Below are 26,092 nucleotides of genomic sequence, written 5' to 3' on the forward strand. Positions count from 1 at the left end.
TTCATCGTGGCGATCCTTCGCGTCAACCAACTCGATCCCGCCACCGCCGACGGTGTCGCTGGCTGGAGCAATGGGCTGGGGCAGCTCCAGGTGAGCATGCCGAGCGAGCTCCACGCGTTCGAGCTGCGCATCGTCGCCCAGGAAGGTAACAGCAACGGCACCGAGGCCGACCAACGCCACCGCTTGCGCCAATTGATTATCGCGGCCGCGGCGGGGCTGATGCCGAATGGTCATCACCTCGTGCTACGGCTGGACGGCCCGCTGATCGAGATCGCCAGCGCGTTGGCATGGGCGATTGATCGGCCGCTGGGCATGTCACCGGTTCGGCGGTTCGATACGACGGCCCCTTCGCCGATCGTCAGCCTGCGCGTCGCCGACGAGCCCGCCGGCCTCAGCGGCTTGTTCGACGCCGTCGGTCCCGCTTTGGGGCGCAGCGTGCGATTGCGACTGTTCGCAGTGCCGCTGGGCATCGTGGGACCGCTGCTGGACATGGACGAGCTCGACGACGAGCGCTGGCCGGAAGTGCTGGAAAAGGCCGACTCCACGATTGACACGATCGCCGGCCTCGGCGGCCTGATCGCCTTCACCCATCAGTCGGCCGACACGGTAACCAGTGCCCTGGCCTCGCGGTTATCCCGATAACCTCGTTCTTACCGCTTTAGCGGCCAGTCTTCGCACGCCCCGCCAACCCAAATTTCCAGTCGACCCATCGCGACGGTTGGCAAACGCGCGTCAACCGGCTTACCATCGGCCCATCCCATGATTTCGTTCCCATGCACGGTTTGCCGCTCACCCTTGCAGGCCGAGGACCATCAGGCGGAACAGCTGGTGCGTTGTCCGAGCTGCCGCACCGCCATCCGCGTGCCCAAACCGGAAGCGGTCACAGCGGCGTCGAGCGCGCGTTCGATGGCGGGCGCTCCGTCGCGCAACCGTCCGCCGATCGCCCCAACCACGCCACCCCTGACCGCCGGTTCGCGGGCCAGTGGCAAGCGGTATGGGTTTAACTGTGCCCACTGCTCCAGCCGACTTGAAGCGACCGAGGCCCAGGCCGCGCAGGAAGGCAGTTGCCCAACGTGCGGCAACACCATCACGATTCCGATCCTCGACCGTTACGGCCGACTGATCGACCCGATCACCCGGCAGATCATCAAGCAGGACCCCCACCCGGTTCACGCCTACGCCGCTGCCGGTGATCGGGCGCCGCGCATCGTGCGGAAGGAGAAGGGGCAGTTCATCATCTGCCCCCGCTGCGCCGCCCAGAGCGCCATCACCGCCAACAACTGCAAGAGCTGCGGCATGCCGTTCACGATGGAAGGCACCACGCTGGAAGCCTCCGGCAGCAGCAACGGGTTCTGCGTCGCCGCGCTCGTGCTCGGCATCATCGGCATCCCGGCCTACTGCGCGGTCTTCCCGCCGGCGCTGGCGATCATCTTCGGCGTGATCGGCTTCAATCAGGTGGTCCGCGGTGGTGAGGGGGCCAGCGGCAAAGGCATGGCGATCGCCGGAATTATTCTGGGCATCATCGGTGGCGCGATCGCGGTGCTGACACGGTTGTAGGACGGGCGCGGCTGATGGTGCGGTCGACCATTCCGCTCGCCTGAAAAATGTGTCTTCCCGATGGGAGCCTTGGCGACCTGAGGGATCTCGGCTCGACGAGCGTTCACGTCATTGGGAGATCCCCTCAGGTCGCTAAAGGCTAATGTACTAAACCTAATGTCATCCCGAGGGGAGCGGTAGCGACCTGAGGGATCTCAAATGTCGGACAGTGCTAGCCATGAGAGATCCCTCGGGTCGCTACCGCTCCCCTCGGGATGACAAGTTTGCTTTTCGCGCAGAGGTTTTGTCCGCTGGCATTTAGGCTCCGCTCGGGATGACAACTCGCCTTGCTGGGGGCCGAGCTCAATCCGGCAACCAACGCCTAAAACGTGCCCTTCTCAGCAGCCTCCTTCGCATCGGCCTTTTCTTCCGCTTCCGGTTTTCGAATGTACAGCGGCACCAGCGTGAACACGTCCGCGAAAGCCCCCTGCTCGGCCAAGGCATACCCCAACTTCGCTACCATGGCCGCGGTGGCGCGCCAGGCGTCTGCGGGTGTTACGACGATGCCCGCATCCTTCCGATCGATGAACTTCTCGTGGTACGGAATCCCCTCGCCGATCAACTGCACCGGCCGCGGCGATCGCTGAAGCATCGCGGCGAGGGAATCGACGTGGGCGGGCTCGCGCTCGATCCAACCATCACCGCTGCGCTCGAAGCGGGCTGTGAAGATCTGGTCGCGCTTGGCGTCCAGCACCACGATGGCGTGCCCCGCGTCCGCGGGCACGTTTTCCACCAGCACGCGGACGGATGGCACCGCCACGACCTTGGCGCCGATCGCGAAGGCCAGCGTCTTGGCGAGCGTGACGCCGATGCGCAGGCCGGTGAATGAGCCCGGGCCGATCGATACGTAGATCTGCTTCAGATCCGTCGGCTTCCATGCACGCGCGTCGCAGGCGCTGGCGATCAGCGGTAGCAACCCCGCGGCGTGTTGCAGGCCGTGCGCGAACGTGCGTTCGTCCAGCACCTGGCCCTGTTCGACCAGGGCGATCGACCCGATCCGCCCCGAAGTTTCGATTGCGACGGCACGCATGGCTTAAACGCCCTTCGGCAGCGTGAGCCGTGCGATAAAGACCTGTGGCGACCCATCCGGCGACTTCCGGGCCGTCCAGAGCAAGTACCGGCCATCGGGCGACACCACCGGGGCCGTGTCGCTTGGGCCGGCGAGCGTGACGTCGGTTCGCATCGAGCCGTCGGCCCGAATGACGCGCAGCCGGTAGCCCTCCTGATCGCGCAGCTTTGACGCGTACAGAACATGCTTTCCGTCCGGGTGCCACGTCGCCTTGCGGGCGATGCCGACATTCTTTGTCAGTGCCCGCTCACCGCGGCCGCCGGTGATGTTTCCCTTCTCGTCGACGGTCAGTTGGATGACGTAAACGTCGAGCGTGCGGTCATCGGCACGGGCGGCGCTGTACAGCAGGCGTTTGCCATCGGGCGAGAAGGCGGGGTAGCCGTCGAAGCCGGGGCTGTGGGTGATGCGCACACGGTCGGTCCCGTTGGGCCGGGCGACGTGGACGTCGACGTTGTCGCCGTCCTGGTTCGCGAACGCGATCCACTTCCCGTCCGGCGACCACGCCGGTTGGGCGTCGAACGTCGCGGGACCGGGGAACGGGTAGCGTGCGAAGTCCACGATCGATCCCGGCTCGGCACTGGCGACGGCCGGCTGCCAATTGTCGGCCCGGAACAGGCGCGTGGGGGCCGATGTCGCGGTGGGTCCCGTCGTGGTTGTGGCCGAAGGTTCCGGCGTGCCAGTGGAGGCGAAAACAACCGAATTGCCGTCCGGTGACATCGCCACGCCAGCGTTGGCCGAGCCCTTGGGACTGATGCGGATCGGTCGGCCGAGCCCCGTGATCGCCTGCCCGTCGCGCTGCAGCGGCGCGACGAACAACTGGTCGGCCCGCTCGCCCGGGACGGCAGCGTGGAACGCGATCCAGCGCATGTCGGGCGAGAAGATCGCGTCGCCGGCGCGGGTGAAGCCGCGCGTCAGTTGCGTCACGTCGCGCAGCACGTCCGATTCGCTTGCGGGCTGTTGCGGGTTGATCGACGGCGCCGCGCAACCACCGGCGCTGGCGAGCAATGCGACGATCAGGGTGCAAAGCATTAATCGGACGGCGCAAGCGGTTGGGAAAGTTGATGCCATGTTACGTATTCCAATTTACGCGAACTTCGATCATACTGCCGCGCAAGTGGGAGAAAAGGTTTGGGTGGCGCGGCCACCCAAGGGGAAATCGCCTCGGTTCATCCTGTGGACGTAGGGCACGCGCTGCCGCGCAGGCCATTGCTATGGCCAGCGCCACTGGTTCGATGTCCCGACCGACCCAACCCGTTTTGAACGATGCCGGTCGATAAGCAGATCATGGTTCCGTTGGAGCGTGCGCTCCGCGCGCTGGATGATGCGCCCACCGGTGGGCCGCGCCTCGTCGACGACGCGGCGCGCCTGTGGCGACGCGCGCAGAAGTTCCTGACCATGAACCTCGCCAACCCCAACGACGTGCAGTTGGACTCACTGGAACTCGCCTGCTACGCCGTCCATCTGCCCTTGCGCGGCGGCAAGAATAGCGTGCGGGCCAAGCTGGGCCGCACGCCCCTGCGCGATCGCACCGAGCAGGCCGCCGAGATGCTGCTGGGCCTGGTAAGCGACGTTGCCGAGGAAGCGCTGCTCGACCGCACCGCCCGCGTACTGCACGAGGTGCCGCAACGGCAACCCGCGCTGGACGAGGCCAAACTGCTCGCCGACGCGATCAACCTCGAAGACTTCAGCGTCGTCGGCCTGTTTACTCAGACCGTGGAACTGGCGCGCAACGGGGACGGGGTCCACCAGCTGGTCGACGGCGTTCAGAAGCGCGAGCAGTACGGCTATTGGAGCGCCCGCCTGAAGGACGGCTTCCACTTCGAACCGGTCCGCCAGATCGCCCAGCAACGGCTGGAGCGCGTGCGGAACGTCGCGATGCTACTATCAAAGGAACTGGCCGAGGACTCCCCGTGACCCTGCCCCAAAAGCGCCTGCTGACCGCTGCGTTCGTCGCGCCGATGGACGGGCCGTTAATGCGGGACGCGGGCGTGGTGATCGCGGGCGGCACCATTCTAGCCGTGGGCCCTGCCGCGGCGCTGCGGGCGGGGTATCCGGATGCGACCGTCGAAGATTGCGGTGCGGTCGTTCTGCTGCCAGGCCTGATCAACGCCCATGCTCACCTGGAGCTGACCAGCATCGCCTGCGGCCAACCGCCTGCGGGCTTTGTGCCGTGGGTGCAGAACCTGATGGGCGCCACGGGCGCGACGCCCATGGATCAGGTACCGGCCGCGGTGGCCGCCGCGGCGCGCGCGGGCGTGGCGCAGTGCCTTCAGTACGGCGTGACGACCATCGGCGACATCAGCAAGCAATGCGCGTTCACGCGACCGGTGCTGGTGGAGGGGCCGCTGCGCGTGGTGAGCTTCGGGGAAGTGCAAGCGATGGCGCAACGGCGGAGCCTGCTCGACGAGCGCTTCGCGACGGCGACCGACCTTTCGTGCGACAGTGAGAGGCTACGCATCGGGGTGTCGCCGCACGCGCCGTATTCGATCGAGCCGGACGGATACCGCCAGTGCTTGGAATGGTCGAAACGGACTGGCCGCCCGATCGCAACGCACCTGGCCGAGACGTCGGATGAGGCGACGTTCCTCGCCGACCACACCGGGCCATTCCGCGAACTATGGCGGTCGCTGGGGCGTTGGGACGACGCCGTCCCGCGATTTAGAGGTGGGCCGATCCGCTATGCGGAATCGATGGGCCTGCTGGATCACCCGACCCTGCTGGCCCACGTGAACTATTGCGATGACACCGAGCTGACCCTGCTGGCGCGCGGCCGTGCGAGCGTCGTCTACTGCCCGCGCACCCATGCGTTTTTCGGTCACCCGCCCCACCGCTGGCGCGAGATGCTGGCGTCCGGCATCAACGTCGCAATCGGCACCGACAGTTGCGCCAGCTCGCCAAACCTGAACCTGGTGGACGACCTGCGGCTGGTCCGTCGAGCCCATCCTGAAGTGCCAGCCGCCCAGCTTTGGGAACTTGTGACCGTTCGCGCTGCCAAAGCGTTGCAGATGGATCGCGAGATCGGCCAATTGACGGTTGGACGATTCGCGGACCTCGTGAGTTTTGCGGCGCACACCGACGAACCATTAGGGAATATCCTCGACCGAGTTGATCTGCCAAACGGTGTCTGGATCGGCGGGACGCGAATCTGTTGAAATTGTCCGCTTCCGCCTCAGAAGCGCAGCGTCATCACCGCGTGCCGAACCCATTCTGCTTCGCACGGCTGATCGCTGCAGTCACGGTTTCATGCACCTCGACTGGGCGAGCGATCATCGACCACACCGTCGCCGGCATCTCCCCATCAGCGGGCACGATCTCGATCGACCCCAGCCGCAGCAACCGCTCGCGAATGGGAAAGCTCAAGCGGGTCCGCGCCACCTTGCGCAGCGGGCAGTCGAAGACGTCGACCGTGAAGACGCCGGACAGCCGCAGGATGCGCATGTCGGTCAGCACGTACAGCCGGCCCATCCACGCGACGATCGCGTACATCAACCGGCCGACGATCGCGACGGCGGCAATGTCGATGTAAACGCGGTCGCTGATGGCCCGGCCCCACAGCTTCATGCCGATGACCGCGATCAGCACCGCGGCGCTGAACCGCAGGCTCGACAGCAGGATGAACCAAAGCGACGGCCGAAGCACCAGCAGGACCAGTTCACCATCATTCAAGATGTGTGACGACAGCAGCGTCGCCATCGAGCTGCGCGCCGGCGCCACCGCCGACCCCGACGCGGCCCGCAACTCGCTGGCCCGGCAATCGGCCTCGGCGAGGTCGGCAGGCGTCGGTCGCGCCGCCGCCGCGACGCGATTTATGGCCAGCGGCTGTGTCCGCATCAGGCCCGCCTTTCGATCGCTTCGCTGCTGAGCGTCACGATGTCGGGCAGGTTGCGGTAGTAGTTGTTGTAGTCCAGCCCGTAGCCGACCACGAACTCGTCTGGAATGTCGAACCCGACATAGTCGGCGTGCACGTCCTTGGCCTCCGGACGGTTCTTCCGCAGCAGCACGCAGGTCTTGACGCTGACGGCCCCGAGGTCGCGCAAGATCGGCACCACCAACCGCAACGTGCCACCACTGTCGAGAATATCGTCCAGCAGCAAAACGTGCCGCCCGCGCACGTCGCCCAGTTGCTGCGACAGCACTTGGCTGCCCTGCGACCGCACGCTGGACCCCGGGTAACTGCTGACCGTCAACAGGCCGATGCGCATCGCGATCGGGATCTGGCGGATCAGGTCGCAGGTGAAGATCATGGCGCCGGTCAGGATGGGAACGATGGTGATCTCGTCCCCATCCGGCATGGCCGGTGGTGAATGGTCGGCGGTGATCTGGGCCGCCATCTCCGCGATGCGGGCGGCGATCTGGTCGCGGGAAATCAGGACTCGTTCTATGTCGCGTCGCATCGTCGCGCAGTGTAACAGGTTCGCGCGCGACGCGTAAACGTAATGACCGACCCGGATGTGGGCTCGCTTCTCGTACGGGCGACACTTGTGGCGCCCGCACTGCCTCACCCCTAAAGCTAAAGGCTGGCGGACAAAACCGCAGATCAATGCGCTACCTGTCATCCCGAGGGGAGCGGTAGCGACCCGAGGGATCTCCCATGGCCACGAACCGTCAGCCGGTCGAGATCCCTCAGGTCGGCAAGCCTTCCATCGGGATGACACGTCCCTAGCCGACGCAGAGGTTTCGCCCGCCAGCCTTTAGGCACAGGGCAAACAAGTGGCGCCTCTACGGGCCCGCGCGGTTCCCGGTGACGCCCGGCGCGATTAAAATGCCCGCGCAATTCCATAACGGGCCGCCATTTCGCGCCGTTGCTCGCGATGCTAGTATGTTGGGCTTGAACGGCTGGACATGAATCAATCGACGCGCGGTAACAACATCTCAAAAGGCGGCTCGACGAGCCACTTTGAATACGGCCGTCGGTTGCTGATGACCTACGCCTGGATCATCGGCAAGAACCTGCTGGGCTGGCTGCTGATCCTCTTCAGCCTGCCGGCCGGTGCGCTCATTCCGGGGCCCGGTGGGCTGCCGATGTTCCTCATCGGCTTTGCGATGGTCAGCTTCCCCGGCAAGCGCATGCTGACGGCCCGCGTGATGCGCGGCGTGCCGATCCCGCGGGAAAGCACGTTCTACAAGTGGGGCACGGTCGTCGCCTGCCTGCTCGCGCCGTTGGGTGCGTTGGTGTACATCTACGTGCAGCGCGATGACCCGTGGCTGCGCCGCCCGCTGCATTGGTTCGGCGCCGACAACCTTGGCTACGTCTACCTGATCGCGTACGTGCTGCTGGTGGTGGCGCTGTGGCTGCTGTTGTGGCCGGGCCGCACGATCATCAACAAATCGCTGCAGCTTGCGCCGAAGGTTAGGCGGAAGGTGCGCCCGTGGTTGCGCCGTCAGGGTATCGATCTGCTGCCCCCCCGCCGCCGGCGTCGCCGGTTGATTGCGGGCGGCCCGTTCGAGCGCGAGCCGGACCCGGAGATCCTCGCGATCGACGAACGCCACTACCGCCGGGCCCACCTCATCTGGCGGCGAGGGAAACCGTGGCTGCGCCGGGTGGGTGGGCTGGTGATCACGATCGCGATCTTCTATTGGATCAGCAAACCGATCATCCAATCGTGGCCGGTCGTTCGGGCCGAACTGCTGGACACCAACCCCGTCCGCTTCGCCGCGGCGGCGATCATGTTCACGCTGTTCCTGGCGTTCCGCGCGATCTCCTGGCGGCGCATCCTGATCGGGCTCGGTCACAAGTTGCCCGTTGCGCCGGCCGTGCGCATCTGGTCGACCAGCGAGCTTGCCCGCTACCTGCCCGGCGCCATCTGGCAGATCATGGGACGCATTTACCTCGTGCGGCCGTACGGTGTCAGTGGTAGCGTGTCATCCACCAGCCAGGTGCTGGAACTGGCGGTCTTCCTGCTCGCCAACGTCATCATCGCGGCGGCCTGCTTCCTGTACTTCGGGATCAAGATTCACCCCGATGCGCGCATCTGGCTGTACGCCTGCGCCGCGCTTGTACCGTTGCTAGCGCTGTTCCTGCACCCGAAGGTCTTCTACGGTCTGGTCGACGCGCTCATGGTGCGGCTGAAGAAGCCGAAGTTCGTCGAACGCCTTAGCGGCTGGGCGCTCATCCGCATGCTCGGCCGCACGCTAATCGCGCTCATCTGGCAGAACATCGCGGTCTTCCTGCTCGTGCAACCCGTGCTGGGGCTGGAGTTCGACCACTGGTGGACCGTGTCCGGCGCCTACTGCCTCGCTTGGTGCGCCGGCTTCTTGGCCTTCTGGGCCCCCGGTGGCATCGGCGTGCGCGAGTTCGTCTTCATCGCGGCAATGCAGCTCGTCCTGCCGGCCCACATCACCGAACTGCACGGCACCGATCGCACCGCGCTGCTGGCGTTCCTGGCGATCCTGCTTCGCCTATGGACGGTGGTTGGCGAGGTCGTGCTGGCGACCGTCGCGTACGTGTTGGACATTCGCGGCGCCTTAGACATGCCCGGCGCCCAAGGCCGGATGATCCGCTCCCGCGCCGAATCCGGCCGCGACCCGTTGCGCGTCGGTCACATCGAAAGCGTGTGAGGGCGTGCTTGTCGCGCCTCACCATCGACCGCGATATCTATACCGTGCCAAACCTTGTCATCCTGAGAGGGTATTAAAGAACACGGTCGCGGCTGCCTTGCCGTGGCATGGGCGTCTCGCCCATGCGTGTGGACTGGAAATAGAAGCTTCATTTGTTGGCCGCTGCGCCGACCAAGCCGCTGCAACCAATGATGTCTTCCGGCCCCTCCACACGCATGGGCGAGACGCCCATGCCACGGTCGGACCGGACGCGCCACTGTACTTTAATACCCTCTCAGAATGACGCGTTGTGCTGGGTGCCAGGGTCTGGCACTCCATGCCGTGTCTTTCATCAGCAGCGAAGACACGGCTTGGAGTACCAGACCGTGGCACCCAAAAGCTGCTGAACGATGGGCTCTGCTCCAGGCGCCGGGGCCAGTTTCCAATCAACCCAGCTGAACCGTCTTCCCCGTCCGAGCGCTCTCGTAGATCGCCAGGATGATCTCCACCGGTTTCCGCGCCGCGCGCGCATCAATCAGCGGCTGGCGGTCTTCGCGAATGGCGGTGATGAAGTCGCGGATCTGCTCGCGGTGGGCGTCGCCCCACACCGCGCCGGGGTCGGCAGCGGCGCTGCGCGTGGCGGCCTCGTCCTTCACGCTGGCGGTGCCACCGCCGGCGACGGCCAGCGCGTGGGCGCTGGCGCCGGTGCCGCGCAGCGTCTCCTGCCCCTTGATCGCCAGCAGTTGCAGCACGTCGCCCTCGATGCTCATGCCGCCATTGGTGCCGAAGATGTCGACCTTTACCGGTAGCGCCGGATAGGCGGCCGTCGACGCGACGAACGTGCCGACGGCGCCGTTGGCGAACGCCAGCGTGGCGACGGCGATGTCTTCAACTTCGATGCGTTCGTGCGCGCTCGTGCGGATCTGCGCGTTCACCGACCGCACGTCACCGGCCAGCCACTGCAGCAGATCGACCGTGTGCACGCCCTGGTTCATCAGCGCCCCACCGCCGTCCATTGCCCAGGTTCCGCGCCAATCGCCACTGTCGTAGTAGGCCTGCGTGCGCCACCACTTCACGTCGGCCGTCGCCAGGATGACCTTTCCCAGTTCGCCGTCGGCAAGCTTCTTCTTGGCCAGCTGGCTGGCGGCGTCGAAGCGGTGCTGGCTGATGACGGTCAGCTTCTTCCCGGTCTCATCGACCGCGGCAATCATGCGATCGCAGGCGGCCAGCGAGACCTCCATCGGCTTTTCCACGATCACGTGCTTACCCGCCCGCAGCGCCGCGACGGCGCCGTCGGCGTGCATGCCGCTGGGCGTGCAGAGGCAGACGACGTCCACGTCTGCGTCAGCCAGCAGTTCCGCATCGCTCGCGTACACCTTCGGAATGCCGAACTTGTCGGCCAAGGCGCGGGCCCGGTCGGCGACGGGGTCGGCGCAGGCCACGATCTGCATGCCGGCGAGCTGCTTGATAGCGCCCGCGTGCGTGGGCCCGATGCTGCCACAGCCAACGATTCCGAAACGTAACGATCCGTCCGTCAAGGTGCAGTCTCCGTTAAGTCCGCTCGCCGCGTCGTAGCCCGGTTGAACTGGCCACGCAGGCGCGCTTGGCAAAACATACCGCCAAACGCCGCTCCAAGCATCCCCGGCGTTCGCGGAATCGCCGTCAGGTCGATTGCCAGCCCTCGCGAGATGACGCTCTGTGCCGCGCATGCCGGGTGTGCAGGGCACCACTGATGCAAAATGGTGAAAATCCACTTCAACTTGTTGCGATTCCGATTGCGTCCGCGTTGACGCGACTTACAGTTGCCGCCTGTTGCAGGTTTTAACAGTTTTATGGGAGGATCGATGCGTCGTAGTTCTAAACGGGTGCGGGTGGGTTCCAGGGCCTTGGCGGTCGCGATCGAGGCGATGGAGCGGCGGGTGCTGATGAGCGCATCGTACGCCGACGGATTCCAATTTTCGGTCGGCGCCCGACCGACCGACATCGTTGTCGCCGACCTCAACGGTGACGGCCAGCCCGACGTGGCCACGGCGAACTCGGCGGCCAACGGCATCAGCGTGCGGTACGGCAACCCAGGCACCAACGGCTCGTTCAGCTCGGTGTTCACCTTCCCCACCGGTGGCGTCGCGCCGGAATACATCGCTGCAGGCAAGCTCGACGGCGACGCTGACATCGACCTCGTCGTCGTATCGACCGACGGCACCTACGTCGTCTACCTCAACAGCGCAGCGGCCAACAACTTCGCAAACCTAACCGCGCAAACGCCCGTCGCCACCGGCCTGGCCGCCGGCGCCGCGAAGCTGCGCGACATGAATAACGACGGTCTGAACGACCTCGTGATCGTCGGCAACATCGCCGGTGACGCGCGCGGCTATCGCATCTACGCGGGCCTGGGCAACGGCGGGTTCGCCAGCGTGCCCGTCACCGGCGCGCTGAACATCACGTCGGCCGAAACGCTCGCGATCGACGACTACGACGGCAACGGCACGCTGGACATAGCGACGGTTGACGACGCGTCGGCGGGCAGTCGGCAACTGGCGGTCGTGTTGAACCCGATGACTGCGCCCAGCACGAACTACACGCAGTTCGTTAACGTCCCCAATTCCGTGGCCGCTGGCGACTTCAACAAGGACGGCAAGGCCGACCTGGTCGTGGCGCTGTCGGGCACCAACGTCTTCACGATCGACTACCTCCAGAACAACGGTGACGGCACGTTCGCCGCCCCGGTCGTGCCGGACTTCCCGACGTTCTACCATCGCGCCGTCGCGACGGCCGACGTCGACGGGGACGGCAACCTCGACGCGCTGGCACTGGGTGGCCAGGACAGCCTTTACACGCTGCAGGGCAAGGGTGACGGCACATTCGTGACGGAGCGCGACTACGCGACCACCGGCGCGTTCCCGTATGCCATGGCGCAAGGGGACTTCAACGGCGACGGCAAGGTTGACCTGGTCGTGGCCAACTACGATGCCGACGCCTTCACCGTTCACCTGAACACCAGCACGCCCGGCCTGCCCGGCGACACCACGTCCCCGCCGACTGACCCTGCGCCGGCCAACCCGCTGACGGCCGAATTTGGTCGGGTGACGCTGCCGAGCGTGTTCGTGCCCGGCGATCGCGCGACGGCGCAGGTGATCATCAACAACACCTCGGCGACGGCCGTGCGCGGCAAGGCCAACGTGACGCTCTACGCCTCGCTGGACGGCACGCTGGATGCGAGCGACGTCGCGCTGGATACCGGCGCCACGCTGTTCAACAAGACCGTTAGCGCCCGCGCCGGTGGCAAGGTCACGTTGACCGGCCGGTTCGTCGCGCCGGCATCGCTGGCTAACGGCACCTACTTCCTGCTGGCCAAGGTGACGCCGAGCGGCATCACCGACGCGACCGAGATCACCGCCGCCACGCCGACCGCGTTCGAGAAGACGACCAGCTTCGGCCAGGTCGGCACGCGGCGGAACGTCCGCTACTCGTTCACCGACGCCGACGGCACGCTCGTCACGTTCTCGCTGAGCGGCCCGGGCACCGGCATCGCCAGCACCGGCCTCGACGGGCTGACGTTGACCCTGAACGGCACCACGACCGCCTCGCGCCTGAATGCCACCGCACGCGGTGGCGAGGGTGATGGCGCCAACGAGGTGTTCGTCACCCACCTGAACGTTAACGGCCCGATGGCGGCGGTGAACGGCAAGGCGATCGAGATCACGGGATCGATGACGATCGGCGACGTGCGCACGGTGACGCTGAACGACGTGCACGGCGTTCACGGCAACATCGACGACGCGGCCGTGTCGTTCAACGGCACCACGCCGATCACGCTCCGGCTCGCCGACGTGCGCGACGCGACAATCACGTCGACCGCGCCCATCCGCAGCCTGCGTGCGCTGGCCTGGACGAACGTCGGCTTCGACGCCGACTCGCTCAGCGCCCCGTACATCGGCAGCATTACGATCGACGACAACTTCGACCCCAGCGTTACCCTGACTGGCGCTGACGCCCCTCGCGGCACCGCGCTGGCCAGTGTCCGCATTGGTAGCAATGTGGGGGCGCAGCCTTGGGCGATCGGTGGCAACGTGGGCACCGTGACGATCGGCGGTTCGGTGCCGACCGGCTGGGTGGGCAACGTCGCCGGTTCCGTCCGCTCGCTGACCGTGAAGGGCGACTTTGCCGGCAAATTGGCCGCGGCCAACGTTGGGTCGCTCGCGGTGACGGGCAACGCGACCAATGCCAGCGTTCGCGCGGGCTGGAGCTACGGTCCGGACAACGTCCCCAACACGCCCGACGACACGAGCGCCGCCGGCATCATCACGCGACTGTCCGTTCGCGGCAGCGTGACCGGCTCGGAGTTCTACGCCGGCGCCGACGCGATCGGCGCACCGATCGCCGGCGGGTTGATCCGCAGCATCGCTATGACCAACGTGGACTCCGCCACCCGCTTCGTCGCCGCCAGCCTACCGCCCACAGTTCGGTTCGATGGGACGACCATCATCACCGCAGAAGACCCGCGGTTCGTGACTACGGTAGTCTAAGGGCGAGCGGTTAGAGAACGGCAACTACGCCAAACGCTTGGAAGGCACGGGCATGATCTGCCCGTGCCTTCTTTCGTTGAAAGCCGCGAAGGAGGACGCCAAGGAAAACGAACGACGTTGCGCCGTAGCCCCCTCAATCGCGCAGCGCGAGCGTAGAGATGGATAGCGTGCTCTTTGACAACCGAATAACCGACGCGAGTGCGATCGACACCCCGCACGCCGATCACCGATGTTGCACAATGGTGCAAAATGGTGCACGAATTCGCGTCTTGCCTTACCCAGACCGCCGCACCGGGCATGCTTTGCCTTCTTCGCGGTCCTTCGTGTCCGCACTTCGCGACCTTCGCGTTCTCTTCTGGTGCGCAAGAGGAGAGCGCAATAGAGACAGACAAGAATGTCCGTCCCACCCAATGCGAAGACAGAAGACGCCCTGAGAGACAGGCAGGAATGCCTGTCCTACAGAAGAAGGAAGGACGCGGCGAGGCGCGTGCGCACTCGCGTTGCGGTTAGACGGCGGCGTGGGCTTGGACTTGCTTCTCGGCGTGGTAGCTGCTGCGGACCATCGGGCCGCTTTCAACGTGGCGAAGTCCGCGGGCCTCGCCCTTCACCTTCCACTCGGCGAACTCGTCGGGGTGGACCCAGCGGTCGACGGGCAAATGCTTGGCGGTGGGTTGCAGGTACTGGCCGAGCGTGAGGATGTCGCAGCCGATGCTCACAAGGTCGTCGATCGCGCTGTCGATCTCGTGCGGCTCTTCACCGATGCCCAGCATCATGCCGGTCTTGGTCGTAAAGCCCTGCTCCTTGGCGATCTGCAGCAGCTTCAGGCTGCGGTGATACTTCGCCTGCGGGCGCACGACCTTGTACATGCGCGGCACGCTCTCCATGTTGTGGTTGAGGATGTCGGGCCGGGCGTCGAGCACGAGCTGCAGCGCGTCCCAGTCGCCGCAGAAATCGGGGATGAGGACCTCGATGCTCGTGCCGGGCGACTGCAACCGAATCTCGCGGATCGTTTCCGCCCAGATCGCCGCCCCACCATCGGGCAGTTCGTCGCGGTTCACGCTGGTGATGACCGCATGGCCCAACTGCATCTGCGCCACCGCGTAACCCACGCGCTTGGGTTCTTCCAGGTCCAAAGTCGGCGGGCGACCCGTGGCGATGTGGCAGAAGCCGCACGATCGGGTGCAGACGTCGCCCAGGATCATCACGGTGGCGGTGCCGGCGCTCCAGCACTCGCCCATGTTGGGGCACTTGGCGCTTTGGCAGACGGTGTGCAGCTTCTGCTCGTTGACGAGCTTCAACAGCCGCGAGTATCCCTCGCCGCCGGGCATCTTCATCTTCAGCCACGACGGTTTACGGCCCATCGTGTTGCTCGCGGGCGAAGAGGCGTTGGGCGTCTGAATGAGATGGGACAGGGAGAGTGCCATGGGCAGCGGAATTGTAGGGACGACCCCACACCGAGGCAACGCCCCCCAATCCCCTGGCCGGACCGACGACACCATTCCGACTCCACCGGGCGGGCCGCGCGCGGCCGTCCCATAAGCGCAACCGGTGAGGAAGCGTCTTATCAATACAGATAACGGCGTTCCGCCGACCCTGGAGACGGCATTGCAGCGCTGCAATGCCCCCCTGCACCACTGCAACGCCCCTCTGCACCGCTGCAGAGCCCCTCTGCACCACTGCAACGCCCTTCTGCAGCGCTGCAGCGCCCCTCTGCAGCGCTGCAGCGCCCCCCTGCACCACTGCAGCACCGCCCTGCAGCGCTGCAACGCCTCTCTGCACCACTGCAGCGGCCCTCTGCCGCGCTGGGGCGACCCTGTGCAGCGCTGGGGCGCCGCTCCATCGGCCTCGCACGCGCCTTAGGCGACGGCGTTCAGTCAGTCCGCCGGCACGCACCGCCCCGCCGCCCACTGCCGCAGGGAAGCCAGCTTCTCGGCCATCGTCACGCTCAGCGGTGGGCTGACCTGCAGCGCTTCGACGATCATGCGCGTGCTGAGCAGCGAGCCGCTCTCGAAGGCGGTGTAGATCGACGCCTTGATGCCGGCCTCAATCTCGGCCCCGCTGTAGCCGTCGCACGCCGTCACGATCGCGTCCAGGTCGAACAGTTCCGGGTCGCGATTGCGTTTCTTCAGGTGGATCTCGACGATCTGCCGCCGCGTGGTGTCGTTGGGCAGGTCGATGAAGAAGATCTCGTCGAAGCGGCCCTTGCGCAGCAGCTCGGGTGGCAGCGCGCTCACATCGTTGGCGGTGGCGATGATGAAGACCGGCTTGCGGTGTTCCTGCATCCAAGTCAGCAGCGAGCCGAACATGCGTTTGCTGAGGCCGCCGTCGCTGCTCTGGCTGGCGGCCGAGGCGAAGGCTTTTTCGATCTCGTCGATCCAGAGGATGACCGGCGCCATCATCTCGGCCTGCTGCAGCGCGTCGCGCAGGCGGCGTTCGGTCTCGCCGATGAAGCTGTTGTAGAGCGCCCCGACGTCCAGCCGCATCAGTGGCCGCTTCCACGCTGCTGCCACGGCCTTGGCACTCAGGCTTTTGCCGGCGCCCTGCACGCCCAGCATCAGCACGCCGCGCGGCGGTTCGATGCCGAACTCGGCGGCCTCGTCCGACAGCGCCCGGCTGCGCAGGTTCAGCCACGCCTTCAGGTTCGTCATTCCGCCGATCTCCTCCAGCGTGGCGAACGATTCGACCGGCTCCAGCACGCCCATGGCGCGCAGGGCCCGCTTCTTGAACGCGATGATGCCCGGCACGTCGGCCGAGTCCAACCGCCGATCGTCCACGAGCGTCTCGATGATCGCCTGCCGCGCCGACCGGCGCGACAGGCCCTGCAAGTTCTGCACGATCGCCTGCAAGTCCTCCTTGCGCAGCTGGACATCGACCGACTGCTTGCGATGCGCCTCGCGCACGGTTCGCCGCACGATGTCCTCCAGTTCCACGGGCCCCGGCAGCGACAAGTCGAGCCGCACCGCGACGGCGGCAATGGCGGCGGGCAGGTCGCTGCTGGCGGCGTCAATCAGCATTAGCGTCGAATCGGTCCGCTCGACCTTCGCGATCAGCTCGCGCAGGCAACGCAGCACGCGGTCGTCCTTCAGGTGACCTGCCAGGTCCAGCATCGCGATGACCGTGTGCGGCTTCAGGTGCATCGCCAAGTGCGTGAGCGCGCCGGCAGGGTTGGCGGTGTCGGCGATCGGTGGATCGTCGGCCAGCATGCCGTCGGACACGCCGCGCGTGACCGACCACATCAGCAGTTCCCGCCCCTGCTCCGCCGCCGACGAGCGCACGACGTTCATCGCGTGGTCCTCTTCAAACGTCGGCAGGTAAACGCACGCGTGGCCGGCGGACAGCAGACGGTTCAGGCAGTCGAGATCGGTACGTGGCATGATGCCTCGCATGTTATCCGCAGATTGCGGGAAGCGGGCGTTATGGGATGAGGGAAGTCTTGTAAGGCCAGACGAACGTGCTCCGGTCCCTCTCCCGGTACTCCGGGAGAGGCTAGGTGAGGGTGCCTTTCGTCCAAACGAGAGACTTCAGCAGTTCGAAATCACCCTCACCTAACCTCTCCCATGGGTACATAGGAGAGGAACCCAATCACCCCCCTACAATCCAAATCGCCCACCCCGTATGATGCCAGCCTGATCAAGGAGGATCATGTTGCCGGTTCGTCTGCTGCTTGTGCTGTCCGTCATCTGCCTGTCCGTCGGTTGCCGCCCGAAGAAGCCGCCGCTGGTGAACACGATTAACTACAGCGAAGAGCTGGCCCCGGGCCAGTTGGCGCTGCGGAAGATCTCGCCGGCCGAGTACCCGACCTTCTCGCTGCGCCAGAGCAACCCCGCCGACCTGACCAAATCTATCGACCACAGCATTCAGTACCTGAACCGCGCCAGCAGCAAGACGTTCTACCCGTACCTCGACATCACCCACGACCGCGCCAAGGCCAGTTTGCTGGCGCTGCGCGAGACGATCGCCGGCAGCTCGATGGGCGTTTCCGACGAGGAGTTCTCGCGCACGATCGCCGACAAGTTCGAGGTCTACCAAAGCATCGGCGGGCGCGACCCGCAGACGGGCGACTTCACCAACCGCGTGCTCTTCACCGCCTATTGCACGCCGATCTACGACGCCAGTGTGACGAAGACTGGCCCTTACCTCTACCCGCTGTACAAGCGGCCCGCCGACCTCGTTTCCGATCCGATCAGCGGTGAAGTCGCTGGCCGGCGGACCGAGGAGGGCTCGCTCGTGCCCTACTACAGCCGCCAGCAGATCGAGCAGGAAGGCGTGCTGGCGGGGCAGGAGATCGTCTGGCTCAAGAGCAAGCTGGACGTCTACATCATCACCATCCAGGGCAGCGCCCGCCTGCAACTGCCGGGCGGCGAGATGCTCGAGATCGGCTACGCCGGCGCCAATGGGCTGGAGTACGTCAGTCCCGGCCGGCAGATGGTGGACGATGGGAAGATCACTAAGGAACAGCTCAGCCTGCGCGGCTTAAAGGCCTACTTCGCCAACCACCCGGAAGAACAGGATCGTTACCTGTCGATGAACCCCCGCTACGTCTTCTTCGCCGAGACCGCGGGTGGCCCCTACGGCAGCCTGAACGTGCCGGTGACCGAGATGGCGAGCATCGCGACCGACAAGTCCGTCTACCCGCGCGCCATGCCCGCGTTCCTGGACGCGCCCGTCGTCGACCAGGCCGGCACGCCACTGCCCTACCGCGGGTTCATGATGGACCAGGACACCGGCGGCGCCATCCGCGCCGCCGGTCGAACCGACATCTACATGGGCATCGGCCCCGCCGCCGAGGCGCGGTCGGGGCAGCAGTTGAACCCCGGGGCGCTGTACTACGTCGCGCTGAAGCCGGAGCACATCGAGACCTACCTTCAGCAGATGGACACGACCGGCGACCACTAGGTTCTGTCTGAAAAGGTCTCGTAGGGGCAGGCCTCCGCGCCTGCCCGCCTCGTCTTCTGCCGAAAAAACGGGCAGGCACGGAGGCCTGCCCCTACGGGCGATCGCCCCAAATTGGGTTTTCAGACAGAACCTAGAGCAGGGGACACTTTCGCCTAGCGAGTGCCCTCTGGGTGCCACGGTTTGGTACTCCAAGCCGTGCCTGCCGCACGCCCGAGACACGGCTTGGAGTACCAAACCGTGGCACCCAAACGTTACGGCAAGGTGTGCCCTGCTCTAGCGGACCAAACCCCCGCGTTGATCAGGGACGTGTCATCCCGATGGGAGGCTTGCCGACCTGACCCATCTCCCACGGCCCGCATCGTCTGTCGATCGAGATCCCTCAGGTCGCCTTAGGCTCCCCTCGGGATGACAGTTCGCGCATTGCGCGGCGGTTTTGCCCTCTAGACTTAACGCCCCCCTCGTGAAGACACCTTGCGTTCAACGCTCGCACGTGGCGGCTGTGGCATCAACCGCCTTTGCATCACGGGCCGACAGGTCGGGATGGGCCGGATCGCTGCCGACGTCCGGCCGGCGCTTCCAGCTGCGGGCGCAGGCGGGGTAGTCGTTGCGACGATCGATCACCTTCACCGCTGCGGCATTGCCGTCGACGATCGTGTGATAGCCGGCGCCGACGATGTCTTCCAGATCGACACCGTACGCGGTCAGCTTCTCGCGTAGGCCGGCGGGCAGTTCGTAGATTACTTCCGCTTCGGATGCCTTGTTCAATCCGGCCGACTTTTTCAAGCCGTCTAATTGCTGCAACGCGGACTCGCGCAGCTGGAACAGCGCGTCCCACTCGTCGGTGGCCATGGGCGACTTCGCGTCGGTGTCGGGCCACAGCGCCAGATGCACGCTGAAGCTATCGCGGTCGCCCGCGGGCTTGTGGGGAATGTAGCCCCACGTTTCGTCTGCGGTGAAGACGAGCATGGGGGCGAGCATCTTCGTCAGCGCGATCACCGTGCGGAACATCACCGTCTGACTGCGCCGGCGCAGCGCCGAGTCGGGGGACTCGCAGTACAGGCGGTCCTTCATCGCGTTGCCGTAGATGCTGCTGATCTGCACGCTGCAGAAGTCGTGCAGCAGGCGGAAGACGCGGTGCGTCTGGTAGGCGTCGTAGGCCGTCGTCACCTCGGTGATCAGCTTGTCCACTTCCGCCATCGCCCAGCCATCCAAGCTGCTGGCGGGTACGGCGACGCTGTCGACCGCGGGGTTGAAGTCGTACAGGTTGCTGAGCAGATACCGCAGCGTGTTGCGGATCTTGCGGTACTTGTCGCCGAACTCCTGCAGCGCTTTGGGCGATGCGGGGATGTCGTTCTGGTAGTCCACGCTGCAGCACCACAGGCGCAGCAGATCGGCGCCGTGCTTGTTGATCTCCTGCGTCGCGGTGACGTATTCCTTGTCGCTTTTTGAAACCTTCGTGCCGTCGGGCTTCACCACGAACCCATGCGTCAACACCTGCTTGAACGGCGGCTGCCCCGTCGCTCCCAGCGCAGGCAACAGCGACAGCTGAAACCACCCGCGGTGCTGGTCCGACCCTTCCAGGTACAAGTCGGCCGGGTACTGCAGGTAGCTGCGGCACTGAAGCACCGCGTGCCAACTGCTGCCCGATTCGAACCACACGTCGAAGATGTCCTTTTCCTTCCTGAGGTTCGTCTTGTTGAACCCCGGCGGATAGGCGAAGTCAGCCCCCAGCAGTTCCGACGGCTCCTCGAGGAACCACGCATCGCTGCCACGCTCGGCGAACCGCTTGGCGACGGCGCGCACGCTCTCGGGCGTCAGCAGGGCCTCGTCCCTGTCGTTGTAAAAGACCGGGATCGGCAAGCCCCACGCCCGCTGACGGCTGATGCACCAGTCGGGGCGGTTGGCCAACATGCCAGTCAATCGGGCGCTACCCCACTCGGGGACGAACTTCACCTGTTCGTTGACCACTGCAACGGCCGCAGTACGCAGGCAATATGTGCCTTGGAACGCCGGATGCCTAGCTTTGAACGTAGAAGCATCCTCATTCTCGATAGCGCGGTCCATCCCCACGAACCACTGTTCCGTTGCCCGAAAGATCGTGGGTGTCTTGCTGCGCCAGTCGTGCGGGTAGCTGTGGCTGATCGTCTCCTCAGCAAACAAGACGTTCAGCTCCTTCAGCTTCTCCACCACCTTCGGATTGCCCTCCCACACGGTGATGCCGGTCAACCAGTTCGGCACGGTGCTGTCGTATCTGCCGTTCGCCAGCACGGGGCAGTAGATCTCGATGCCGTTGGCGATGCCGGTGGCGTAGTCTTCCTCGCCGTGGCCGGGGGCGGTGTGGACCAGGCCGGTGCCGTCGGTGGTGGTTACGTAGTCGGCGGCCAGGATCTTCCCGATGCGGTCGACGAACGGATGGCTGTACTCTTGGCCCAGCAGTTCCTTACCCGTCACGCGCTTGAAGATCGTCACGTCGCTGGCGGCAGGGTTCTTCGCGAACACGCGTTCGACGAGGTCGGTCGCGACAATGCTCAGCCGCCAATCCTCGTTCTGCTTGTACTTCACGAACGCGTACTCCACCTCCGGGTTCACCGCGATCGCCATGTTGGCGGGCAGGGTCCAGGGCGTGGTCGTCCAGATCAGGAACGAGACGCGCGCGTTCAGCTTCAAATCGAACGTCGCCTTAAACGCCCCCGGATTGGCCACCGGGAACTCGACGAAGACGCTCGTGTCGGTCTTGTCCTTGTATTCCAACTCCGCATCGGCCAATGCCGTTTGATTGGAGATGGACCAGTGGACGGGCTTCAGTTGCTTATAGACCAGCCCGGCTTCCACAAACTTGGCGAACACCTCAAGCGTGGCCGCTTCATACGTCGGCTTCATCGTTAGATACGGATCGTTCCACTCGCCCAGGATGCCCAGGCGTTGGAACTGGGTCGACTGGATATCGACGTATTTTTGAGCGTACTGGTGGCACAGCTTGCGCACCTCCACCGTGCTCATGTCGCGGATCTTCGATCCCAGATCCTGTTGGATCTTGTGTTCGATCGGCAAACCGTGGCAGTCCCAGCCGGGCACGTAGGGCGTCTGATAGCCGCGCATCGTCTTGTAGCGCAGCACGACGTCCTTCAGCGTCTTGTTGATCAGATGCCCGATGTGGATATCGCCATTGGCGAACGGCGGGCCATCGTGCAGCAGAAACTTCTTGCCACCCGCCCGCGCGGTCAACATTTTTTCGTACAGCCGTTCGTCCTGCCACTGCTTCAGCCGGGCCGGTTCGTTGGCGACCAGCTTGGCCTCCATCGGAAACGCGGTCTGCGGCAGGTTCAGCGTGGTCTTATAATTCTTCTTCTCGGCCGGTGGTTGCGGTGTTTCTGTCGACATTGCCTTGCTCTGATAAAAAACGTGAACGTCCGAGTTTATGCGAAGCGAACGAGAGATTAAACCGACGACCGTCCGATAGAAACTGTCGCGATCGACCCCCATCGCGATCCACCGCCGCGACGGCCTCGCGTTCACGCCGATTTGACGAGGAAAGGGCGCGTCTTAACTCTCTTGGAACACTTCTCCCCCGAGGGAGAACACTTCTCCCCTGGGGGAGAACACTTCTCCCCTGGGGGAGATCACTTCTACCCCGGGGGAGAACACTTCTACCCCGGGGGAGAACGCTTCTACCCCGGGGGAGAAGCCCGCTCCCCCGGGGGAGAAGACTGCTCCCCACGGGGAGAACGGCGCGTGCGGGGTCGTCTTTCCCCCTCTCCCGGTACGCCGGGGGAGGGTTGGGGTGGGGGCTTCTTCCCCATCAATCCCCTACCCCAAAACCCTGATGGATGAACGCCAAGACGCCAAGGACGCCAAGAGAAGACACGCCAAGAAATCCTCTTTAACTCTTCTTTCCTACCTTGGCGTCCTCGGCGTCTTGGCGTTCATACCGCTTTATGAAACGTCCTCAATAAACCCGCGCGTTCCAAGCGTGAAGAGCCCCCACCCCAGCCCTCCCCCGGGGTACCGGGAGAGGGGGAAATGCCAGTTGGCTTTCTAGCCACTCTACGTCGTCTGCGCCGCCACCAACTCCACATCAGCGGGCGGCGATGCGGGATCCTGAACGGGCGCGTCCTTCGTCACGATGGCCTTCCAATTTCCCCGGCTGAACCGGATGAGCAAAATGCCGCCGAGAATCACACCGTACGTGACGGCCATCAGCCAAGGCCCCAGCGGGCCGAAGCTGGGCCAGCGGTTGGCGACAAGCGCCCCGCCACCGACGACGATCGACCAGCAGAGGATGGCGGTGATCCAGGCGGGCACTGCCGTGTCGCCCACGCCGCGCAACGCGCCGATGTAGATGATGTAGAGCGCATCCACCAACTGGTACACCGCTGCCAGCGCCAGCAGAATGGCGCCGATGCGGACGACCTCGGGATCGTCGCTGAACAGTTGGATCAGGTGGTGCCTGCCGAACCAGAAGACGAGCCCGCAGCTGATCATGTACGTGGTGGCGACGGCGAAGCCGAGATGCGCCCGCCTGCGGGCGAGGTCCAATCGCCCCATGCCGACGTACCGGCCGACGAGCGCGGTGACCGCGCCGCTCAAACCAAATGCCGGCATAAAGCTGACCTTCATGTACTGCATCATGTAGTTGTTGGCCGCCATGGTGGCTTGGCCATACATCGCCATGATCCACATCATGAAGACGAACCACGCAGCGATCTCGGAGACCACCTGAATGCCGGATGGAAAGCCGATGCGGATGAGCTGTTTGATCGACGGGCCGTGCAGCTTGGCCCGCATCGTCTGGTACACGCCGCGCAGCTTCGGCCCGAAGGCGAAACCCGCGATAATGCCCGCCTCGACACAGACGGCTGCGTTCGTCGCCCACGCAGCGCCGGCGACGCCGTAAGCCGGGAAGCCGTACCGGCCGGTGATGAAGATGAAGTTGAGGCCCACGTCGACCGCCACCGCGATCACCGCAGCAAACAGCGTGATGCGCGGCCGGCCGATGCCGAGCATGAACTGCCCCAGCGCCAGCCCCGCCAAACGGACCGGCAGCGCGAGCACTTCAATCGAGTAATACGTGTTGGCGTCGGCAATCAGTTGCGGCCCATGGCCCATGTATTCCAGGATCGGCCGGACGAAGATCATCGTCGGCACGAGCACCAGCCCGCCAATGATGCCGAACCAGATCCCCTGCCACAGGTATCGGCCGCAGTCCGCATTCTTCCCCGCCCCCACGCTTTGGCTGACGAGCGTGTTCACGCACATGAGCGCGCCGAAGCACCACCCCTGCACGCAGAAGACCATAAACCCCGCCAGCCCCGCCGCCGTCGCGGCCACATCGCCGGCGCCGACGGCCAGCTGCAGCGTGTCGGCGAACTGCATGGCGGTGTACGACGCCATCTGCGCGATCGTCGGCAACGCCAAGGCCAACAGCTCGACGATCGGCCGCTGCGGTTTGCCTTCCAACGGTAAATTCGATTGATGATTGAGCGCTTCGCTCATGACCGGATGCTCCAACAAAAAACCCCAAGGCCGGGCCTCGGGGTCGTCTTATTCTTTGTCTAGAAGAAGTGCCCTAAGCGCGGCGAATGACTCGCGACTGAATGATGACGACGGTGGGAGCAATGGGCTTCATGGATTTATCTCTCGGTCGACAGAATATTAGCGGGCGATTGCGGATCGTCAATATGCGAGGCCGTTCGGTAGCGGGTCAGCTTGAACTACCCCCTCTCCCGGTACGCCGGGGGAGGGTTGGGGTGGGGGCTCTTCGTCCTGCGCTGGACTCATCGCCATCCAACGAAGACCCCCACCTAACCTCCCCCGGAGTACCGGGAGAGGGACCAGAGTGATCGCTTAAGCCTCTTTGTCCTTCTCGATCTTCGGAAACAACGGCTGCCCCTCGCCAATCACATGGCCCACCGACGGCTCGCGGCTCATCAGGCTGTCAAAGGTCTGCCCCTCCAGAATCGCGTTCAATTGGAACAGGCCCTCGGTCGCCTTGTTCGGCAGGATGGGCAGCAGGCCGATCAATGCCTTGCGAATGGCCCGGGCCGACAGGTGCAGCACCGTGTCGAGGCGGTCGCTCTTGGTCGGATCCTTGGCCAGTTTGAACGGCTCGGTGGCGTCGATGTAGCCGTTCGTGGCGCGGGCCAACTCCACCGGCAGCATCGCCGCGGCCTGCAGGTCCAGACGCGCGTAAGCGGCCTTCAGTTCGTCGGCAAACGCGTCCGTCTTTGCGATCAATTGGCGGTCCAGATCATCCAGCGGTTCAACGCACGCCGGAATCGCTCGGGCGCGATATCGGCCGATCATCTTCACCGTGCGGTTCAGGCAATTGCCCACCACGTTCGCCAACTCGTTGAACGACTTTTCCAACTCGACATCGCTCCACTCCAGGTCGCTGCCGAACGGCGCGGCCCGCAGCAGGTGATAGCGGATGGCGTCGAACGTGTACTTGGACGCGTAGTCGCGGATCTCGGGCATTGTGGTGATGCCCCCGGTCGACTTGCCCGCCTTCTTCCCGCCGCGCACCCACCAGCCGTGGGCGGCCACGGTCATGGGCAGCGGCAAATCGAGGCTCATCAGCATCGCAGGCCAGTAGACCGTGTGGAACCAGAGGATGTCCTTGCCGATCACGTGCGTGCCGGGCCAGAACTTCTTGAACAGCGACGCATCGTCGCGCTCGGGCGGATACCCGAGCGCGGTGATGTAGTTCGTCAGCGCGTCGATCCAAACGTAAATAACGTGGGCCGGATCGTTGGGCATCGGGATGCCCCACTTCAGCGTCGCCCGGCTGATCGACAGATCGTCCACGCCCGCGCGCAGCTTGCTCAGCACCTCGTTGCGACGGGTTTCCGGCACGATGAAGTGCGGGTGCTGCTCGATGTAACCGATCAGCTTCGGCACGTACTTCGACAGCTTGAAGAAGTACGTCGGCTCCGAATACCGCACCAGCGGCTTGCCACTGATGGCCGACTTGAACTCGGCCAGCTTGGCCTCGGTCTCGGTGACGAACTGCTCCTGCCCTTCGTCGTACCAGCCCTCATAGCCACCGAGGTAAATGTCGCCACTATCGAGCATGCGCTGCACGATCTTCGTGACGGCTTCTTTATGGCGCGGCTCGGTCGTGCGGATGAAGTCGTCGTTGCTGATCTCCAGCTCGCGCCAGACGTCCTTGAAGATGTCCGAGTACTTGTCCGCCAGCGCCTGCGGCTCGGCGTTCGCCTCGGCCGCGGCCTTGGCCATCTTGGTGCCGTGCTCATCGGTGCCGGTGAGGAAGTAGGTGTCGTCGCCCAGCAGGCGGTGATATCGCGCCAGCACGTCGCAGATGACGGTCGTGTACACGCTGCCCAGGTGCGGCTCGCCGTTGGGGTAATAGATCGGCGTGGTGATGTAAAAGCGGTCGGCCATAGTCGGGCGATCATAAGCGAGGATGGCGGACCGAGGATAGAGCCTCGCCGGCCGGCGGTTCGAGTAT

At 64.9% G+C, this 26,092-nt stretch carries 17 protein-coding genes; 7 read left to right on the forward strand and 10 right to left on the reverse strand.

Annotated features, from left to right (window positions below):
- The first annotated feature begins 6 nt into the window (after nucleotides 1–6).
- On the forward strand, nucleotides 7–642 hold the full coding sequence (locus VGN72_09310) for a hypothetical protein (GenBank protein ID HEV7299548.1): 636 nt from the start codon (nucleotides 7–9) through the stop codon (nucleotides 640–642).
- A gap of 117 nt (nucleotides 643–759) precedes the next feature.
- Nucleotides 760–1,557: a DUF4190 domain-containing protein gene (locus tag VGN72_09315; protein ID HEV7299549.1), complete on the forward strand. Its 798-nt coding sequence runs from the start codon at nucleotides 760–762 to the stop codon at nucleotides 1,555–1,557.
- A 361-nt stretch (nucleotides 1,558–1,918) separates the two neighbouring features.
- Here VGN72_09315 and tsaB read toward each other — a convergent pair whose 3' ends face one another.
- Together tsaB and VGN72_09325 are read right to left on the reverse strand one after the other, a co-directional pair.
- A complete protein-coding gene (tsaB, locus tag VGN72_09320; GenBank protein ID HEV7299550.1) occupies nucleotides 1,919–2,626 on the reverse strand; it encodes a tRNA (adenosine(37)-N6)-threonylcarbamoyltransferase complex dimerization subunit type 1 TsaB in 708 nt (235 codons plus the stop codon).
- A gap of 3 nt (nucleotides 2,627–2,629) precedes the next feature.
- Entirely contained in the window at nucleotides 2,630–3,733 is a 1,104-nt protein-coding gene (locus tag VGN72_09325) for a DPP IV N-terminal domain-containing protein (GenBank protein HEV7299551.1), read from the reverse strand.
- 195 nt (nucleotides 3,734–3,928) lie between these two features.
- Here VGN72_09325 and VGN72_09330 point away from each other — a divergent pair, with 195 nt between their 5' ends.
- Nucleotides 3,929–4,579 carry a hypothetical protein gene (locus VGN72_09330; GenBank protein ID HEV7299552.1) on the forward strand — a complete coding sequence of 217 codons (651 nt, stop codon included), beginning with the start codon at nucleotides 3,929–3,931 and terminating at the stop codon, nucleotides 4,577–4,579.
- The gene (locus VGN72_09335) at nucleotides 4,576–5,817 is read left to right on the forward strand and encodes an amidohydrolase family protein (GenBank protein ID HEV7299553.1); all 1,242 of its coding nucleotides are present in this window, start codon (nucleotides 4,576–4,578) and stop codon (nucleotides 5,815–5,817) included. The genes VGN72_09330 and VGN72_09335 overlap by 4 nt, the downstream gene beginning before the upstream one ends.
- Nucleotides 5,818–5,851: 34 nt before the next feature.
- Here the strand turns inward: VGN72_09335 and VGN72_09340 are convergent, their stop codons facing one another.
- Both VGN72_09340 and hpt read right to left on the reverse strand, forming a co-directional pair.
- Entirely contained in the window at nucleotides 5,852–6,496 is a 645-nt protein-coding gene (locus VGN72_09340; GenBank protein HEV7299554.1) for a PH domain-containing protein, read from the reverse strand.
- Complete coding sequence (gene hpt, locus VGN72_09345; GenBank protein ID HEV7299555.1) at nucleotides 6,496–7,059, reverse strand: hypoxanthine phosphoribosyltransferase; 564 nt, start codon at nucleotides 7,057–7,059, stop codon at nucleotides 6,496–6,498. The genes VGN72_09340 and hpt overlap by 1 nt, the downstream gene beginning before the upstream one ends.
- A 448-nt stretch (nucleotides 7,060–7,507) precedes the next feature.
- Here hpt and VGN72_09350 point away from each other — a divergent pair, with 448 nt between their 5' ends.
- Nucleotides 7,508–9,223 carry a lysylphosphatidylglycerol synthase domain-containing protein gene (locus VGN72_09350; GenBank protein HEV7299556.1) on the forward strand — a complete coding sequence of 572 codons (1,716 nt, stop codon included), beginning with the start codon at nucleotides 7,508–7,510 and terminating at the stop codon, nucleotides 9,221–9,223.
- A gap of 425 nt (nucleotides 9,224–9,648) precedes the next feature.
- Here the strand turns inward: VGN72_09350 and VGN72_09355 are convergent, their stop codons facing one another.
- Complete coding sequence (locus tag VGN72_09355; GenBank protein ID HEV7299557.1) at nucleotides 9,649–10,740, reverse strand: Gfo/Idh/MocA family oxidoreductase; 1,092 nt, start codon at nucleotides 10,738–10,740, stop codon at nucleotides 9,649–9,651.
- Nucleotides 10,741–11,046: 306 nt separating this feature from the next.
- On the opposite strand from VGN72_09355, the gene VGN72_09360 reads away from it, so the two are divergent.
- Entirely contained in the window at nucleotides 11,047–13,728 is a 2,682-nt protein-coding gene (locus VGN72_09360; GenBank protein ID HEV7299558.1) for a VCBS repeat-containing protein, read from the forward strand.
- 506 nt (nucleotides 13,729–14,234) lie between these two features.
- Here VGN72_09360 and lipA read toward each other — a convergent pair.
- Together lipA and VGN72_09370 are read right to left on the reverse strand one after the other, a co-directional pair.
- A complete protein-coding gene (lipA, locus tag VGN72_09365) occupies nucleotides 14,235–15,152 on the reverse strand; it encodes a lipoyl synthase (GenBank protein ID HEV7299559.1) in 918 nt (305 codons plus the stop codon).
- A 450-nt stretch (nucleotides 15,153–15,602) separates the two neighbouring features.
- Nucleotides 15,603–17,102 (reverse strand): AAA family ATPase, encoded by a 1,500-nt coding sequence (locus VGN72_09370; protein HEV7299560.1) that lies wholly within the window; start codon nucleotides 17,100–17,102, stop codon nucleotides 15,603–15,605.
- Between the two features lie 268 nt (nucleotides 17,103–17,370).
- On the opposite strand from VGN72_09370, the gene VGN72_09375 reads away from it, so the two are divergent.
- Nucleotides 17,371–18,624, forward strand: a complete 1,254-nt coding sequence (locus VGN72_09375) for an MltA domain-containing protein (GenBank protein HEV7299561.1) — start codon at nucleotides 17,371–17,373, stop codon at nucleotides 18,622–18,624.
- A gap of 477 nt (nucleotides 18,625–19,101) precedes the next feature.
- Here VGN72_09375 and ileS read toward each other — a convergent pair whose 3' ends face one another.
- The 3 genes from ileS to metG all read right to left on the reverse strand — a co-directional run bounded on the left by ileS (nucleotide 19,102) and on the right by metG (nucleotide 26,025).
- The gene (gene ileS / locus VGN72_09380; protein HEV7299562.1) at nucleotides 19,102–22,005 is read right to left on the reverse strand and encodes an isoleucine--tRNA ligase; all 2,904 of its coding nucleotides are present in this window, start codon (nucleotides 22,003–22,005) and stop codon (nucleotides 19,102–19,104) included.
- A 663-nt stretch (nucleotides 22,006–22,668) separates the two neighbouring features.
- A complete protein-coding gene (locus VGN72_09385) occupies nucleotides 22,669–24,117 on the reverse strand; it encodes an MATE family efflux transporter (protein HEV7299563.1) in 1,449 nt (482 codons plus the stop codon).
- A gap of 351 nt (nucleotides 24,118–24,468) precedes the next feature.
- Nucleotides 24,469–26,025 carry a methionine--tRNA ligase gene (gene metG / locus VGN72_09390; GenBank protein ID HEV7299564.1) on the reverse strand — a complete coding sequence of 519 codons (1,557 nt, stop codon included), beginning with the start codon at nucleotides 26,023–26,025 and terminating at the stop codon, nucleotides 24,469–24,471.
- Between the last annotated feature and the right edge of the window lie 67 nt (nucleotides 26,026–26,092).

The organism is Tepidisphaeraceae bacterium (genome assembly GCA_035998445.1).
Lineage (GTDB): Bacteria > Planctomycetota > Phycisphaerae > Tepidisphaerales > Tepidisphaeraceae > DASYHQ01.